General features: G+C 76.2%; 13 protein-coding genes. 9 read left to right on the plus strand and 4 right to left on the minus strand.

Going from position 1 to position 16,549, the window contains the following annotated elements; translation table 11 throughout:
- Window positions 1–59 precede the first annotated feature (59 nt).
- From fgd to H2O74_RS03920, 6 genes are all read left to right on the plus strand, one after another.
- Window positions 60–1,070: a glucose-6-phosphate dehydrogenase (coenzyme-F420) gene (gene fgd, locus H2O74_RS03895; RefSeq protein ID WP_182113215.1), complete on the plus strand. Its 1,011-nt coding sequence runs from the start codon at window positions 60–62 to the stop codon at window positions 1,068–1,070.
- Complete coding sequence (locus tag H2O74_RS03900; protein ID WP_182113216.1) at window positions 1,067–1,669, plus strand: NTP transferase domain-containing protein; 603 nt, start codon at window positions 1,067–1,069, stop codon at window positions 1,667–1,669. The genes fgd and H2O74_RS03900 overlap by 4 nt, the downstream gene beginning before the upstream one ends.
- The gene (locus H2O74_RS03905; protein ID WP_182113217.1) at window positions 1,654–2,835 is read left to right on the plus strand and encodes an XdhC family protein; all 1,182 of its coding nucleotides are present in this window, start codon (window positions 1,654–1,656) and stop codon (window positions 2,833–2,835) included. The genes H2O74_RS03900 and H2O74_RS03905 overlap by 16 nt, the downstream gene beginning before the upstream one ends.
- A gap of 81 nt (window positions 2,836–2,916) precedes the next feature.
- Complete coding sequence (locus H2O74_RS03910) at window positions 2,917–3,684, plus strand: YoaK family protein (RefSeq protein ID WP_182113218.1); 768 nt, start codon at window positions 2,917–2,919, stop codon at window positions 3,682–3,684.
- Window positions 3,685–3,895: 211 nt separating this feature from the next.
- A complete protein-coding gene (locus H2O74_RS16815) occupies window positions 3,896–4,678 on the plus strand; it encodes a hypothetical protein (protein ID WP_182113219.1) in 783 nt (260 codons plus the stop codon).
- Between the two features lie 53 nt (window positions 4,679–4,731).
- Window positions 4,732–5,748 carry an HNH endonuclease family protein gene (locus H2O74_RS03920; protein ID WP_255491767.1) on the plus strand — a complete coding sequence of 339 codons (1,017 nt, stop codon included), beginning with the start codon at window positions 4,732–4,734 and terminating at the stop codon, window positions 5,746–5,748.
- A gap of 13 nt (window positions 5,749–5,761) precedes the next feature.
- On the opposite strand, the gene H2O74_RS03925 is transcribed toward H2O74_RS03920, so the two are convergent.
- On the minus strand, window positions 5,762–6,862 hold the full coding sequence (locus H2O74_RS03925; protein ID WP_182113221.1) for an acyl-CoA desaturase: 1,101 nt from the start codon (window positions 6,860–6,862) through the stop codon (window positions 5,762–5,764).
- Window positions 6,863–7,291: 429 nt separating this feature from the next.
- Between H2O74_RS03925 and H2O74_RS03930 the strand changes: the two genes are divergently transcribed.
- Entirely contained in the window at window positions 7,292–11,839 is a 4,548-nt protein-coding gene (locus tag H2O74_RS03930) for a hypothetical protein (RefSeq protein WP_220458017.1), read from the plus strand.
- Window positions 11,840–11,846: 7 nt separating this feature from the next.
- A complete protein-coding gene (locus H2O74_RS03935) occupies window positions 11,847–12,119 on the plus strand; it encodes a hypothetical protein (protein ID WP_182113222.1) in 273 nt (90 codons plus the stop codon).
- A gap of 10 nt (window positions 12,120–12,129) precedes the next feature.
- On the opposite strand, the gene mscL is transcribed toward H2O74_RS03935, so the two are convergent.
- From mscL to H2O74_RS03950, 3 genes are all read right to left on the minus strand, one after another.
- Window positions 12,130–12,528 (minus strand): large conductance mechanosensitive channel protein MscL, encoded by a 399-nt coding sequence (gene mscL, locus H2O74_RS03940; RefSeq protein WP_182113223.1) that lies wholly within the window; start codon window positions 12,526–12,528, stop codon window positions 12,130–12,132.
- A 40-nt stretch (window positions 12,529–12,568) separates the two neighbouring features.
- Window positions 12,569–13,240, minus strand: coding sequence for an SAF domain-containing protein (locus tag H2O74_RS03945; protein WP_182113224.1), 672 nt, complete (start codon window positions 13,238–13,240; stop codon window positions 12,569–12,571).
- Between the two features lie 98 nt (window positions 13,241–13,338).
- Window positions 13,339–13,731, minus strand: a complete 393-nt coding sequence (locus H2O74_RS03950; protein ID WP_182113225.1) for an FmdB family zinc ribbon protein — start codon at window positions 13,729–13,731, stop codon at window positions 13,339–13,341.
- Window positions 13,732–13,921: 190 nt separating this feature from the next.
- Between H2O74_RS03950 and H2O74_RS03955 the strand changes: the two genes are divergently transcribed.
- On the plus strand, window positions 13,922–16,501 hold the full coding sequence (locus H2O74_RS03955) for a penicillin acylase family protein (RefSeq protein ID WP_182113226.1): 2,580 nt from the start codon (window positions 13,922–13,924) through the stop codon (window positions 16,499–16,501).
- The last annotated feature ends 48 nt before the right edge of the window (window positions 16,502–16,549 follow it).

Here is a 16,549-nt window from a genome sequence, read left to right on the forward strand (position 1 = left end):
CCCGGACGACCCGCCGCTGTCGCGGCATCGCCCACCCGGGCCACCGAGAGGAGAACCCCATGCTGAGATTCGGCTACAAGGCGTCGGTCGAGCAGTTCGGCCCCCGCGACCTCCTGGACTTCGCGGTGCTCGCCGAGCAGTCAGGCTTCGACTCGGTGTTCGTGTCCGACCACCTGCAGCCGTGGCGGCACACGGGAGGCCACGCACCCGCCGCCCTGCCGCTGCTCGGCGCCCTGGCGACGAGCACGGAGCGGGTGGTGCTCGGCACCAGCGTGCTCACGCCCACCTTCCGCTACCACCCCGCCGTGGTCGCGCAGGCCTTCGCTACTCTCGGCTGCCTCGCCCCGGGGCGCGTCGTCCTGGGCATCGGCACAGGGGAGGCGATGAACGAGGCGCCGCTCGGTATCGAGTGGCCGGACGGCAAGGAGCGCTTCGCCCGGTTCAAGGAGGCCATCACGCTCATGCGCGCCCTGTGGGAGGGGGAGCGCGTGACGGTCGACGGCACGTACTACCGCGTCGACCGCGCGACCGTGTACGACCGACCGGAGCAGCCGGTGCCGCTCTACGTCGCGGCCTCGGGGCCGGCCGCGACCCGTCTCGCCGGACGCGTCGCTGACGGCTTCATCACGACGTCGGGCAAGGACAGGACCCTCTACACCGAGACCCTGCTGCCCGCGCTCGCCGAGGGGGCCGCCCGCGCCGGCCGTGGGCTGAGCGACCTCGACCTCATGATCGAGGTGAAGGTGTCCTTCGACACCGATCGCGAGCGTGCCTTCGAGGACACGCGGTTCTGGGGTGCCCTCGCCCTCTCGAGCGACGAGAAGACCGGCGTCGAGGACCCGATCGAGATGGAGCGCCTCGCGGACGCGCTGCCTACGGAGCGCACCGCCTCGCGGTTCATCGTCTCCGACGACCCCGACGAGCACGTGGACCGGATCTGGGAGTACGTCGACATGGGCTTCACCCACCTCGTCTTCCACCACCCTGGCGCCGACCAGCGGCGCTTCCTGCGCCTCTACCAGCAGCACGTCCTGCCCCGGCTGCGGGCGCGGGCGGGCCAGGTGCGGTGAGCGCGCCCGCCGCGGCCTGCGTCGCGGGACTGGTGCTGGCGGCCGGCGCCGGGCGCCGGTACGGCCGCCCCAAGGCCCTCGTCGAGGGCTGGCTCGCCGACCGGGTGCACGCCCTGGCCGGCGCCGGCTGCGTGCCTCGGCTCGTCGTGCTGGGCGCCGGCGCGGATGAGGCGAGAGGACTCGTGCCGCCCGGCACGGAGGTCCTCGTCGCTGCCGACTGGGAGGGCGGGATGGGCGCGTCCCTACGCGCGGGGCTGCGGGCGCTCGCGGACACCCCGGCCGCCGCCGTGGTCGTGACCCTCGTGGACACCCCGGGCCTGACGTCCGCCGCGGTGCGGCGGCTCGTCGCGCTGGGGGGTCCGACGGCCCTCGCGCAGGCGACGTACGACGGTGTCCCGGGGCACCCCGTGCTCCTGGGACGCGACCACTGGGCGGGTGCGGGACGGTCCGCGGAGGGCGACCGCGGCGCGCGCGCGTACCTCGCGGCGCACGCACCGGTGCGGGTCGAGTGCGGTGACGTGGGGGACGGCGTGGACGTCGACGTCGCGCCGGGCGCCGTCGCCGGCCCAGAGCGGGGCGGCGCGTGCACGGGATCCTGAACGAGGCCGCCGCACTCCTCGATCGAGGGAAGGCGGTCGCGGTCGCCACGGTGGTCCAGACGTGGAGCTCGGCACCGCGGGACGCGGGCGCCTCGATGCTCGTGAGCGCCGACGGTGCGGTCCTGGGCTCGGTCTCGGGCGGCTGCGTCGACGGGGACGTCTACGAGCTGGCGCGCGAGGTGCTCGTGAGCGGTGTGCCCACGGTCGTGCGTTACGGCGTGAGCGACGACGCGGCACTCGCCGTGGGCCTGACGTGCGGCGGCACCATCGAGGTCCTGGTGCGCAGGCACATCGCGGGCGCAGCGACCGGTGCGCCTCCCGGGAGCCGCGGCCCGGACGACGTCGCCCTCGCGCGCGGCCTCGCGGCGGCGGTCGGCGCGCACCGGCCCGCCGGGCTCGCGACCGTGGTCGAGCACCCCGACCCGGCGCGCGTCGGGGCCCAGCTGCTGGTCGTCCCGACGGCGCAGGGTGGTGACGCGTCGGGGACCCTCGGAGGCGGGCGGCTGGACGCCGCCGTGGCGGCGGACGCCGCCGGGCTGATCGGTGCGGGCCGGACCGAGGTGCTCACCTACGGCGCCGACGGCGAGCGTCAGGGCACGGGGTGCCGCGTGCTCGTCGAGGTGTTCGCCGCGCCGGCGCGGCTGATCGTCGCGGGCGTCACGGACTTCGCGGCCGCCGTGACGACCGTGGGCCGGTTCCTCGGCCACCGCGTCACGGTGTGCGACGCGCGGCCCGTGTTCGCCACGCGCGAGCGCTTCCCGGACGCCCACGACGTCGTCGTCGACTGGCCGCACCGGTACCTCGCCGCCGAGGTCGCCGCGGGGCGGACGGACAGGCGCACGGCCCTGCTGGTCCTGACGCACGACGCGCGGTTCGACGTCCCGCTGCTCGAGGTCGCGCTCCGCTCGCCCGCGCTCGGCTTCATCGGTGCGATGGGGTCGCGCCGGACGCACGAGGACCGGTGCCGTCGCCTGCGGGAGGCCGGGCTCACCGGGACGGAGCTGGCCCGGCTGGCGTCGCCCGTCGGGCTCGACCTCGGCGCTCGGACGCCGGAGGAGACGGCGATCTCGATCGCGGCCGAGATGGTCGCCCGCCGGTGGGGAGGCGGCGGGGGTCCGCTGGGCGAGCTCGACGGCCCCATCCACCACCCCCCGCCGGCGTTCTGACCCGTCGTCGGACCGTCGGATCTCCCGTCGACGGAGCGGGCGGCTAGCGTCGGGGGACTCGACGAGACGAGGACCGACCCGATGGGACCGCCGGAGCGCGCGCGCGACGCCGCGACGGCGCGTGCGGCGGACCCCCGTGCACGCGCCCTCGCCACGACCGGCCTGCTGCTGCTGACCGCGTCGACCGGCCTCATCGACGCGGTCAGCTACCTGAGCCTGGACCGGGTGTTCACCGGCAACATGACGGGCAACGTGCTCTTCCTGGGGTTCGCGCTCGCGGGCGTCGAGGAGATCCCCTTCCTCAACAACGCCGTCGCGCTCGCGGGCTTCGTGCTCGGGTCGATCGTCGGCGGCCGGGTGGTGCCGCGCGGCAGGGCCGAGGTGCTGCCGGCCGCGAGCCTGTGGACGCTGGTCGTCGGGACGGGTCTGGCCGCGGTCCTGTGCGGGGTCTGGTTCGCCGTGGGCGACCTCGGGACGCCCATGATGCTGGTGATCACCGCGCTGCTGGCCGCGCTCATGGGGGCACAGGTGGCGGCGGCGAAGCCCGTCGGGAACGCCGACATCACCACGGTCGTCGTCACCAGCACGCTCGCGAACCTCGCGCGGGACAGCCGCCTGGCGGGCGCCCCGCGCGGCGCCAACGCGGGCTGGCTCGACCGCTTCCTCGCGGTGGCGGCCATGGGCGTCGGTGCGGCGGTCGGCGCGGCCGTGATCCGGGCCGCGGACGGCCAGGCGGCCCTCGCCGTCGGCGTCGCGCTCATCCTCACGGCGACGGGCGTCCTGCTGCTCCTGCGCCGCCACCAGGTCGCCGACGCACGGGCCTCGACGCCCTCGGTCGACGCCGCCTGACCGCTCCCGGCGCGCGCCGGGCGCAGCCCTCACCCGGCCCGCTGTGCCGGTCGGTGCGGAGCGTGGTGATGGTGGGGCCCGTGGGGCCGGTGTGACGGCACTCCCGCCCCAGGAGTCACTCCGGCCCCACGGTCCGCACGGACGCGCCGTGCGGCGCGGGCCGGGCCGGGCCGGGTGGGGCGGCACCGCGCAGGTCCGGCATGATGCGGGGATGCCCGCACCGCGCCCCGTCCGTGTCGCGTCCGCCGGGGTCCCGGTGCTCCTGCTCGCCCTCGCGCTCACCGCGTGCGCGGCCGACGACGCGCCCGTCGACAAGTCCCCGAAGCCGGTCGCCGCGAGCCCGGCGGCCGGCGCCACCCCCAGCCCCACGCCCACGCCCACGCCGGCGCCCACGCCGACCGAGCGCCCGCTGCCCGAGCAGCAGCTGCATGCGGGCCCGGTCGGGGACGGCGTCCCCGCGACCGTGAGCGGGTCCGGGTCCGCCGTCGTCGGATACACACGGCAGGGCGAGACGGCCCTGGTCGTCGGCATCGACTGCACGGCGTGCGCCGGGGAGGTGGTCGTCACGGCCCCCGACCGCGGAGAGCCCTGGGGGCAGGGGCCGGCGCCGTACTCGGGCTCGTACCTCCTCGACATCTTCCGCGACACGGCGCCGGAGCAGGCGGTCGTCGTCCACGCCGAGGGGCCGTGGACACTGACCCTGGAGAGCTGGAACGACCTGGAGCTCGTCACAGGGCCGCAGCAGGGCACGGGGTCGACGGTGCTCTTCCTCGGCGACACCGCGGGCCGCCTCGAGGTCTCCTACACGCCGGCCGGTCCCGAGGACTCGTTCCACGGCCGCGCCTACTCCGCCGTGGACGTCGACGCCTCCGGGAACCCCGCGACCGTGCTGTTCGGCGACTCCGCCCCGTTCGCCGACACCTACGAGATCGCGATGCCGGGCGTCCTCGCGATCATGACCAACGGTGCCTGGACGGTGACGCCCGTCCCATGAGCCCTCGGCGTGGCGGGCGCGGCCCGCGGGGCCGGCGGCACCGATCCTGGGGTGTGCTCCCCGTTCCACCCGTCGCCGCCCCCGCCGTCGCCCGCCGCCACCGCCGCTCTCCGCGCGGGGCGGCCGCGTGCGCCCTGCTCGCGCTGCTGGTCGCCGCGGGCTGCGGGGCCCCGGACCTCCGCCCGCCGGCGCCCGCCGTGTCCGTGCCGTCGCCGTCACCGTCACCGTCGCCCGACGACGGCGCTGGCGCGGACGCCGGTGCCCCCGGCACCGCCGTCGCCGGCACGGCGCTCGCGGCCGTCGTCGAGCTCGAGGTCAAGGGGCGCGCGCCCCGGACGGGCTACGACCGGGACCTGTTCGGGCACGGCTGGGTCGACGTCGACCGCAACGGCTGCGACACGCGTAACGACGTCCTCGCGCGCGACCTCGCGCACCCCACCGTCGAGCCCGGGACGCACGGCTGCGTCGTGCTCACCGGGACGCTCGTCGACCCGTTCTCGGGCGCGACCATCGAGTTCGTCCGGGGGCAGGGGACCAGCGAGCTCGTGCAGATCGACCACGTCGTGGCGCTCTCGGACGCGTGGCAGAAGGGGGCGCAGCAGTGGGAGGCGGCCACCCGGGTGGCGTTCGCGAACGACCCGCTCAACCTGCTCGCGGTGGACGGGGCGCTCAACCAGCAGAAGGGCGACGGTGACACCGCGACGTGGCTGCCGCCCGACGCGGGCTTCCGGTGCGCGTACGTCGCGCGGCAGGTCGCGGTGAAGCGGGCGTACGACCTGTGGGTCACGCAGGCCGAGGCCGACGCGATGGTGCGGGTGCTCCGCACGTGCCCGGACGAGCCGCTCCCCACGGACGCGGCCGGGCCCGTCCGGCCCTCGGCGCCCGCGTTGGTCGAGCCGCCCGTGGCGCCCCCGGCCAACCCGGGCGACGCGGTCGACTGCGGGGACTTCGCGTCGTGGACGCAGGCACAGGCCTGGTACGACACCTACCGCCCGGCGTACGGCGACGTCGCCGGCCTCGACGGGGACGACGACGGCGTCGCGTGCGAGACGCTCCCGGGCGCGCCGTGAGACGTGGCGGGCGTCAGCGCGCGGAGCGGTACTCCATCGTGATCGGGCACTGGAACGGGTCCCGGGCCTGGAGGCCGACGCGGTTGAGGTAGGCGATGACGATCGCGTACGACTGCGCGAGGCTCGTCTCGGTGTAGCGGATGCCCCGCGACTCGCAGAACTCGCGCACGATGGGCTGCACGCGGCGCAGGTGCGGGCGCGCCATGCTCGGGAAGAGGTGGTGCTCGACCTGGTAGTTGAGCCCGCCCATGAACCAGTCGGTGAACCGGCCGCCGCGGACGTTGCGGCTCATCAGGACCTGCCGGCTGAGGAAGTCGATCCGGCTGTTCTTGGGGACGATCGGCATGCCCTTGTGGTTGGGGGCGAAGACCGCACCCATGTAGAGGCCGAACAGCGCGACCTGCACGCCCACGAACGCGAACGCCATGCCGACGGGCAGCGCCCAGAAGACGAGCCCGAGGTAGCCGCCGAGGCGCAGGGTGACGAAGGCGATCTCGACCGGGCGGCGCTTGACCTCGCCGCGCCCGAAGATCGTCTTGAGGCCCGCGAGGTGCAGGTTGAGGCCCTCGAGCAGCAGGAGGGGGAAGAAGAGCCAGCCCTGGCGGGCGTGGAACCACGCGCGCAGGCCGGTGACGGGCTCGGTGCGGTCCTCGTTGTGGAAGAGGATGACGTCGGGCGCGATGTCCGGGTCGGCGCCGACCTGGTTCGGCTTGGCGTGGTGGCGGCTGTGCTTGTGCTGCCACCACCCGTAGCTCATGCCCGCGTAGAGGTTCGCGAGCACGAGGCTCGCCCAGTCGTTCCACCTGCCGGACTTGAAGATCTGGCGGTGGGCGGCGTCGTGACCGAGGAACATCACCTGACCGAGCACGACCGCGAGCCCGGCGGCGACGAGCAGCTGCCACCACGAGTCGCCGAGGAGCACGAGCGCGGTGACGCACGCGCCGAGCGCGAGCGTGAGGAGCGCGAACTTCGTCCAGTAGTAGCCGTAGCGACGTCGCATGAGGCCGGCGTCCTGGACGGTGCGCGTCAGGGCGGTGAACTCGCCCGCGGGGCGCGAGGCCGGCACGGCGGGCGTCCGCTCGAGGGTGGGGGTGGAGGAGGAGATGGCGTCCATACGGCGCGTCCGCTCTGTCGAAGGGTGACGCAATGCCGTGGCAGCACATCAGTAAACCTACGCAAGCGTAACCTCGGGCGCCCCGGAACGCGAGAGGTCGGGCCTGCGGCGCGCGACCACCCGTCGGTGTAACCGCTCCCACCCGAACGGCCGAACGGTGGTCGACGATTCAACGAGGTGTTTGACCTTCGATGCCGGACGAGGGCACACTTGCCCTGACAGTGCGCATCGCCTGCCCCCTGCGCGGTGCGCACTGTTCTCACTTCCGGCCGGCACCGGCATCCGGTGCCCGTCCCGCGTGACGTCGCCGCGGGACTGCCGCCGCCGCCGAGCCCCCCACCCGGGACTCGGTCAGGCGCGTCCGCGTGAGGTGCGCCGCCGACGGCGCGGCACCCGTGCGTGCGCGGTTGGCGCAGTTAGCGTGAGGCCGTGACCGCTCCCGAGCTCCACCAGGATCCGGGACCCGGCGGCGAGGTCCCCGGGTCCGGGTCTGCCCCTGTCGCCGTGCCGCCCCTGACGACCGCGCAGCTCGTCGCGCGCGTCCGCGACGAGTGGCGCAGCGCGCTGGTCGCCCGCGGGGGCCACTCCGCGCTGGCCGACGTCGACCGGCTCGGCGACGCGCAGCTCGACCTCTCGGCCGCCCACCCCTCGGGCATCGCCCAGCTCTTCGCGGGCCGACCCACGCGCCTGTCCAACCTGGTGCGGGAGGGCTCGGCGCTCTCGGCCGCCAAGCGGCGGGCCCGCGCCGTCGGCGCCCTCGCCGACGAGCACGCCCAGCGCTACGGCATCGCGTCGGCGTTCCTCGCGATCGGGGTCGCCACCTGGACCGAGCCGCGGGACGCCGCCGCCGACGACGACGACGTCGACCGCCTCGCGGAGACGACCCGGCCCGGCGGCGCCCGGCCGGGCCCGGCCCGGGGCGACGCCGGCGCGGTCCGCGCCCCGGTCCTCCTGCGGCCCGTCGCCGTCACGCCGCGGGGCCGTGGCGAGAGCGACTACGACCTCGTGCTCGAGCCGTCGCTCGAGATCAACCCCCTGCTCGCGACGGCGCTGCGCGGTCGCGGTGCCCTCCTGGACCCGACGGCGCTCGCGCGCGGCGCCTTCACCGCGTCCGGGTTCGACCCGCGCCCCGCGCTCGACCGGCTCACGTCGCTCGGCCAGGCGGTCCTCGACGACTTCCGCATCGAGGAGCGCGTCCTCGTCGGGACCTTCGTGCACCCCGAGCAGGCGCTCGTCGCCGACCTCGACGCGCAGGCCGACACGCTGCACGAGCACGAGCTGGTGGCAGCCCTCGCGGGCGACCGGCGCGCCGTCGACGCCCTGCGCCACCCGCTGCCCAGCCCGCTGCGCGGTGACCGCCCGCTCGACCAGGAGCGCGGCGTCGGGGACCTCGACCCCGTCCAGGAGCACGTGCTCGACGCGGTCGCGGCGGGCCACCACCTCCTGGTCGACGCGCCCGCGGGCAGCGACGTCGCAGGCACGCTCGCCGCGGTCGTCGCCGACGCCGCCGCGAGCGGTCGCACCGTCCTGTACGTGCCCGGCCACCGGCGCGCGGCGGAGGCGCTCACCGACCGCCTCGCCGCCCTGGGGCTCGACGAGCTGGTGCTCGACGTCGCCCCGGACTCGGGCTGGCGCGCGCGCTCGGCACGGCGCCTGCTCGGGGCGATGACTGTCGAGCCCGTCGAGGTCGACGGCGAGAAGGTCGCCATCGTCCAGCGCGAGCTGCTCGACCGCCGCCGCCGCCTGGGCGCCTACATCGCCGGGCTGCACGCGCGCCGCGAGCCGTGGGGCACGTCCGCCTACGACGCGCTGCAGGCGCTCGCGCGCCTGACGTCGGTGCGGCCCGCGCCGCAGACGACCGTCCGGCTGTCCGCGCCCGTCGCGGAGTCGCTCACGGGTGAGCGCCGCGCGCAGGCCGCGACGGACCTCGTGCGTGCCGCGGGTCTCGGCGCCTTCGCGTCGACGGCGCGCTCGACCCCCTGGTACGGGGCGGACCTGCCGACCGACGACCGTGCCGCGGTGGCCCTCGAGCGCGTGGAGCGCCTCCTCACCGCGTCCCTGCCCCGGCTCCAGGCCGACGTCGCCCGGGTCGCCGAGGCTACGGGCCTCACGCGCGCGGCGACGCCCGCGCAGTGGGGCGAGCAGCTGCGCATGCTCGCGGGTGTCCGCGGCGCGCTCGACGTGTTCCAGCCGCTGGTCTTCGAGCGCTCGGCGGCCGACCTCGTCGCGGCCACGGCGACCAAGGAGTGGCGCGCGGAGCGCGGCATCGAGATGAGCGGCGGCCTGCGGCGCCGCCTGCGCAAGCAGGCCAAGGACATGGTCCGCCCCGGGCGCCCCGTCGCGGACCTCCACGCCGCGCTGGTCGACGTCCAGGCCCAGCGCGAGCTCTGGCAGGCCCACTGCCCGGCCGGCGGCTGGCCGCGCATCCCCGACGGCCTCGCGGACGTCGAGCACGAGTACGCCCAGGTCCGCGAGGACCTCGAGGCCCTCGGCGCCGTGCTCGCCGGTACCGCACGCGGTGGCGACCTCCTGGGCCTGCCGTGGCCCGACCTCACCGAGCACCTGCGGCGGCTGCACCAGGACCGCTCGGCCCTGGAGACGCTCCCCGAGCGGACCGCCCTCGTGCGCGCCCTGGACCGTCGCGGCCTCGGGCCCCTGCTCGCGGACCTGGCCGACCGGGCCGTGCCGGCGCCGATGGTCACCGCCGAGCTCGAGCTCGCGTGGTGGAGCACGGTGCTGGAGCTCGTCCTGGCGGAGGACCCCGCGCTCGCGGGGTACGACGGCGCCGCGCTCGCCCGCCTCGTCGCCGAGTTCCGCACGCTCGACCTGCGTCACCTCCAGGACCGTGCCCACCTCTACCGCGCGTCGATCCGCGAGAGCCTGCGCGCGCGGCTGCGTGCCGCCGACGAGGAGTCGCAGCAGCTGTTCGGCGAGATCGTCGAGGACCGCTTCACGAGCCTGCGCCAGGCCGTCGAGCGCTACCCGGCCGTGACGCGGCACCTGCGCCCGTGCCTGGTCTCCGCGCCCATGCTCGTGCCCCACCTGCTGCCGCCCCGCCGCGTCGAGGACCTCGTCATCCTGGACGGCGCGAACCACCTCCCGCTCGAGGCGGTGGTGTGCGCGCTCGCCCGCGGTCGCCAGGTCGTCGTCGTGGGGGACTCGCGCTGCGCCTCGGGCTCGGCGATGACGGAGCTCGCGGCGGTGCTGCCCGCGATCCCGCTGCACGCGGACTCCTCGCGCCGAGACCCGCACCTCACGCAGTTCCTGGCCGACCACGGCTACGCGGGGCGCCTGGTCGCGACGCCGCTGCCGTCCGCGTCGGCGCTGCTCCGGCTCGACGTCGTCGCCGGGAGCGGCATGCCGGCGGCGAACGGCGCGGTGGAGGCGACGCGGGCCGAGGTCGAGCACGTGGTGGACCTCGTGGTCGAGCACGCGCTCACCCGCCCCGAGGAGTCGCTCGCCGTCGTGACGGCCTCGCCCGTGCACGCCGAGGCCGTGCGCGACGCCGTGATGGCGGAGGTCCGCGACAACCCCTCGCTGGGCGGCTTCTTCCGCGTCCAGCGTCCCGAGCCCTTCGCCGTGGTCGACGTCGCCTCGGCGCAGGGCCTGAGCCGCGAGGCCGTGATCCTCTCGCTCGGCTTCGGCCGGACGCCGCACGGCCGGGTCCTGCACCGCTTCGGCGCGCTGAGCGAGAACGGCGGCGCCGGGCTGCTCCTCGAGGCGCTCGGGGCGGTCCGGCGCCGGCTGACAGTGGTCAGCTGCTTCGGCCCGGAGGAGCTCGACGCCGACCGGCTGCGAGCCCCGGGCGCGCGGATGCTCGCCGAGCTGCTCGAGCTCGCGGCCGAGCGCACCGCCGCCGGGCCGGAGACGGACCGCCCGCGGCCCGCGGCCCGCGGCCCCGAGCCGGACCGGCTGGTGCTCGACCTGGCGGAGCGGCTCTGGCGGATGGGGCTCGTGGTCGAGCTCGACCACGGCCTCGACGGCTCGCGGATCCCGCTGGTCGTCGGCCACCCCGACATGCCGGACGCCATGCTCGTGGCGGTGCTCACCGACGACGAGGACTACGTCCGGGAGCCGAGCATCCGGGTCCGCGACCGGCAGCTGCCCGAGCGGCTGGAGCGCCTGGGCTGGACGGTCGTCCAGGTCTGGTCGGCCGCGGCCTTCCTCGACCCGCAGGGCGAGGCGGACGCGGTCGCGTCGGCGGTGATGGACTCCTACCGGCGCCGCCGCGCCGCCGCCCCGCCGCCCCGCCGGAGCGTCACGGTCCCCGCCCTCCCGCCCGAGCCGGAGGCGTCGGGCGAGGCGCCCGACGCCGCGGAGCCCGGTGCGGTGGTCGCCGAGGCGCCGGCGCCCGTCGGGGAGCCCGCTGCCCCGGCCGCCGGACCGGCGGCACCGACCGCCGCGCCCCGGGCGGCGGAGGGAGACGAGCCGGCGGAGCAGGCGGACAGCGCGTCTGAGGACGGTGGGTCCGACGACGGCGCGCCGCAGGGCGGCGGGTCTGACGACGGCGGGTCGGACGGCGGCTCGTCGACGGAGCGCGCGCCGGAGGGCGGTGCGTCCGCCGCCGCCGTGCCGGGTGCGGTGACCCCGGGAGCGCCCGGACCCGACGAGCGGGCCACCGGGGCGGGCGCCGACGCCGAGCCCGTGCGCCGACCGGTGCGGTCGTCAGCGACCCGCCGTGCCGCGATGCCGGCCCTCTCGGACCTGCGGCGCGACTCCGCACCGACCATGGACCCGCTCTTCGACGTCGTGCCCGCCGCGCGCTCGCCGCGGCCGGACGTCGAGCGCGGTCTGCCGATCGGCGCGTACAGCGACGACCAGCTGGACGACCTCGTCGCCTGGATCACCTCGGACGGCGTCGCCCGCGACGGCGACGAGCTGGCCGCGACGCTCCGGGCCGAGCTAGGGCTCGTGCGACGCGGGTCTCGGGTCGACGCGGCCATCAACGGCGCGGTGCGGCGGTCCAGGTCCCGGTGAGGCGGCCGTGACCCCCAGCCGGCACGGCGGGGCCGAGGCCGGAGGCGCGAGCGACGAGACGGCCGGGCCGCCCCCGGACGGCGCGGCCGTGCCGCCGCCTCCCGTCGTCCCGCGACGGCGACGGCACCGTCGCGCGACCGGCGGCACCGCCGCACCGGGCACCGAGGCGCCGGACTCGTCGGTGCTGCCACGCAGCCCGGACGCGTCGGACGCGGGCTGGGGCGACGCCCCGGAGAGCAACGACGACCGGCTCCGGCGGGACGTGCCGCCGCACTGGTGAGGAGGGTGCGTCAGGCGTCGCGACGCTGCGCCAGCAGGTCGCGGATCTCCTGGAGCAGGAGCACGTCCTCGGGCGGCGACGCCGGCTCGGGCTCGGCGCCCTGCTTGCGGCGCTCCGCGAGCCTGTTCATCGGCATGACGACGAAGAAGTAGATGGCCGCGGCGACCAGCAGGAACTTGAGCAGCGCGTCGAGGATGATGCCGATCGAGAAGACCGTGCCCTGGGAGCCGACGGACCACGTCAGGACCTGGGAGAGGTCCGTGTCCCCGGCGATGAGCGCGACGAGCGGGTTGAGCAGGCCGTCGACGAGCGCGGTGACGACCGAGCTGAAGGCCGCCCCGATGACCACCGCGACGGCCAGGTCGACGACGTTGCCGCGCAGGATGAAGTTCTTGAACCCGCTGATCATGGTGTGCCCCCGGATCGGATCAGGATGGTCAACCCTGCGATCATCCCACCAGGACGGCCCCGAGCGCCGAGCCGGCGTCGGCGGCCAGGGCGCGGCCCTCGTCGGGCGGCACGGCGACCAGGACCGTCGGGTCCGCGGCAGCGGTCCCGGCTCCCAGGCCCCCGTCCGCGTCGGCCGCCGTCCGCACCTCGACGACGAGCGCCCCGTGCGCCAGCACCGAGGGCGCCGGGGGCGCCGGGTCCTGGGTGACGTCGTCGGACGGGCCCCACGTGTCCCGCGCCGCCACGAGGTCGACGCGGTCCCCGGCGCGCAGCGTCGTGGCCACCGCCGTGGCGAGGTGCACGGGCACCACGACGGTCCCGTCGGGCGGGTCGACGTCGAAGCGCTCACCGGCCATCACGCCGGTCACCAGCGGGAGCCCTGCGGGCAGGGCCACGGTGACCGTGCGGCCCACCACGTCCGCCGGGTCCTGACCGGCCCCCGCGGGCACGCAGCGGGCCGGCAGCCCGCCGAGCCGGACGTCGTCGTCGTCCAGCACGGTGCCCGCCGCGACGTCGCGGGCGACCACGACGACCGGGGTGGTCGCGGGCGGCGGCGGCGCGGCGGTGCGGGCGACCGCGAGCGCGACGACCACCAGGGCCGCGGCGACCAGGACGCGCCGTAGCCGCCAGAGGGCGATGCGGACGCGGAGCAGGGGCGGGACGTCGGCCATGCCCGGACGCTAGGGACCCGGCGCCGACGGCGGCGTGCGGGACCCGCGGGCCTGGGGACGCGCGCGGCGCGCCCGACCTGGGGACGGTGGCGCGGCGGTCAGCCCGCGGCCGGCGCGGTGCTCGTGGTGCTCGACGTCGTCGACGCCGTGGAGGTCGTGGCCCCGCCGCTCGACCCGCTCCCGCCGGACCCGCCGGCGCCCGACGCCGCCGGCGCCGGGGCCGCGGTGGACGTGCCGGACGAGCCGTTGCCGCCCGAGGCGCCGTCGGACCCGGACGAGCTCGAGCTCGACGCCTTCTTCTTCGCACCGGTCTCGGCGCGCGCGTCGGTCCGGTAGAAGCCGGACCCCTTGAACACCACCCCGACGTTGCCGAAGAGCTTGCGCAGCCGGCCCTGGCACTGGGGGCACTGCGTGAGCGCGTCGTCCGTGAAGGCCTGCTGCGCGTCGAAGCGGTGCTCGCAGGCCGTGCACGCGTACGAGTAGGTGGGCACTGGTTCCTCCAGGTCGGGCGATGGTGTCCGGGCCGCGGTGCGCACGCCTCGCCGGGCCGGTTGGGGGCTGGCACTCGCTGCGTCCGAGTGCCAATGGTACGACGGCGGGCCGCGCCGGCTCCACGGCTTCCGCGCCGGGTCGTCGCACGCCCGCGCGGGCCCTTCGCCCGCGGCCGGTTAGGCTCGCCGCGTGCCTCGTCGTCGTGCCCTGCGTCTTCTCGTCGGTACCGCCGCGGTGGTCGTCCTCGCGCTCGTCGTCGTGGTCGGCGTCGCCGCGACGGTGGTGCGTCGGCCGCTGCCGGACGACTCCGGCGCCATCGACGTCCCCGGCCTGAGCGCGGACGTCACGGTGCTGCGCGACGCCCGCGGCGTGCCGAGCATCTACGCGGACACGGCCGAGGACCTCTTCGCGGCCCAGGGCTACGTCCACGCCCAGGACCGCTTCTTCGAGATGGACTACCGCCGCCACGTGACGGCCGGGCGCCTCTCCGAGCTGGTCGGCCAGAACGAGGAGGCGCTCGCCGCCGACGTCGTCATCCGGACCTTCGGCTGGCGCGACGTCGCCGAGGCGGAGTGGGACCTGCTGGACGCCGACACGCGGCGGTACTACGAGGCCTACGCCGACGGCGTCAACGCCTACCTCGAGGCGCACGACGCGGAGTCCCTCGGCCTCGAGTACGCCGTGCTGGGCCTGCAGGTCGACGTCGCCCAGCCCGAGCCGTGGACCCCGCTGGACTCGCTGACGTGGCTCAAGGCCATGGCCTGGGACCTGCGCGGCAACTACGGCGACGAGCTCTCGCGCGCGGTGACGTACACGACGGTGCGCGACATCGCGCGGGTCGACGAGCTGTTCCCGCGGTACCCGCAGGAGACGAACACGCCGATCCTCAGCGAGGTGGTGCCGGCGTCGGCCGTCGTCGCGCTGCCCGACGGCGCGGGTGATCCCTCGACGCTGCTGTCGGACGACCTCGAGGTCGCGCTCGACGCCGCGCGGCGCGCGATCGACGCGGTGCCGACGATGCTCGGCGAGGGCGACGGCACGGGCTCGAACTCATGGGTCGTCGCCGGCGAGCACACGGCCTCGGGGCTTCCCCTCCTCGCGAACGACCCGCACCTGTCGATCTCGGCGCCCGGCATCTGGACGCAGATGGGGCTGTACTGCACGCAGGTCGGTCCGCAGTGCCCGTTCGAGGCCTCCGGCTTCACCTTCTCCGGCATGCCCGGCGTGGTCATCGGGCACAACGCCCACCTCGCGTGGGGGCTGACGAACCTCGGTGCCGACGTGACGGACTTCTTCATCGAGCGCACCGACCCCGACGAGGGCACCTACCTGCGCGACGGCGAGCAGCTCCCGCTCGAGACGCGGACCGAGGTGATCGAGGTCGCCGGCGCCGAGCCCGTCGAGATCGAGGTCCGCTCGACCGCGCACGGGCCGATCGTCTCGGACGCCCTCGGCATCGGCCGGGTCGCCGGCGCCCCGCTGCCCGAGGGGCGGCGCGGCGTCCCCGAGGTCGCGCTGCAGTGGACGGCGCTCGAGCCCGGCCGGACGGCCGACGCCGTCTTCGCGATGGCGCTCGCGCAGGACGCCGACGACGTCGCCGCGGCCGCGGCGCTGTTCGACGTGCCGTCGCAGAACATCGTCTTCGCGACGGTCGAGGGCCAGATCGGCTACCAGGCGCCCGGGAAGATCCCCGTGCGCGCGCGGGTCGCCGACGGCCCCGTCCCGGCCGACGGCACCTGGCCCCGTCCGGGGTGGGACTCGCGCTACGACTGGCAGGGCTACGTCGCGGCCGAGGAGATGCCCGCCGCGGTCGACCCGGCCGCCGGCTACCTCGTCGCGGCGAACCAGGCCGTCACGGCCGCAGGGCAGCCGCCCTTCCTCACGAGCGACTGGGACTACGGCTACCGCTCGCAGCGGATCCGCGCCCTCATCGAGGAGGCGGTCGTCGCCGGCGTCCCCCTGGACGCCGCGGCCATGACCAGCTTCCAGAACGACGCGTGGAGCCCCTACGCGGCAGCGCTCGTGCCCGCGCTCCTTGCGGCCCCGGTGGAGGACGGCTTCACCGGCCAGGCCGTCGAGCTGCTGCGCGACTGGGACTTCGAGCAGGAGCCGGACTCGGCCGCGGCGGCGTACTTCTCGGCCGTCTGGGCGACGCTCCTGGAGCTGACGTTCTGGGACGACCTGCCGCAGGAGGAGTGGCCGAGCGGCGACAGCCGCTGGCTCGAGGTCGTGGTGCGGCTGCTCGAGGACCCCGCCAACCCGTGGTGGGACGACCGCCGGACCGTGAACGTCGTCGAGAGCCGCGACGAGATCCTGTCCCGCTCGCTGTCGACCGCGCGGCTGCGGCTGACGGTCGAGCTCGGCAGCGAGCCCGCGGCCTGGCAGTGGGGCCGGCTGCACACCGCCGCGCCCGAGCACCCCGTGCTCGGAGCCGACGGGGTCCCCGCGCCGGTGCGACAGCTGGTCAACCCCCGGCCGCTCGCCGTCGGCGGCGGGTCGTCGATCGTCAACGCGACTGCCTGGGACGCGGCCAGCGGCTCCTTCGCGGTGACGTCGGCGCCGTCGATGCGGATGGTCGTGGACCTCGGCGACCTGGACGGCTCGACGTGGGTGAACCTCACCGGCGCCTCCGGCCATCCCGGGAGCGTGCACTACACCGACCAGTTCGACGCCTGGGCCCGGGGCGAGGCGTTCCCCTGGCCGTTCAGCCGCGAGGCCGTGACGGACGCGGCGGTCCGGGAGCTCGTGCTGCGCCCTGGGGAACGCTGAGAGCGCCCAGCCCGCAGGCTGAGCGCTCTCGCGTTGCGTTCGGTCGTG

This window comes from Actinotalea sp. JY-7876, assembly GCF_014042015.1.
In the GTDB taxonomy this organism is placed as follows: domain Bacteria; phylum Actinomycetota; class Actinomycetes; order Actinomycetales; family Cellulomonadaceae; genus Actinotalea.

Coding starts and splice junctions, on each gene's coding strand:
- mscL (WP_182113223.1), bottom strand. CDS start 12,528: ATGATCAGCGGGTTCAAGAACTTCATCCTGCGCGGCAACGTCGTCGAC.
- H2O74_RS03925 (WP_182113221.1), bottom strand. CDS start 6,862: ATGGACGCCATCTCCTCCTCCACCCCCACCCTCGAGCGGACGCCCGCC.
- H2O74_RS03945 (WP_182113224.1), bottom strand. CDS start 13,240: ATGGCCGACGTCCCGCCCCTGCTCCGCGTCCGCATCGCCCTCTGGCGG.
- H2O74_RS16815 (WP_182113219.1), top strand. CDS start 3,896: ATGCCCGCACCGCGCCCCGTCCGTGTCGCGTCCGCCGGGGTCCCGGTG.
- fgd (WP_182113215.1), top strand. CDS start 60: ATGCTGAGATTCGGCTACAAGGCGTCGGTCGAGCAGTTCGGCCCCCGC.
- H2O74_RS03910 (WP_182113218.1), top strand. CDS start 2,917: ATGGGACCGCCGGAGCGCGCGCGCGACGCCGCGACGGCGCGTGCGGCG.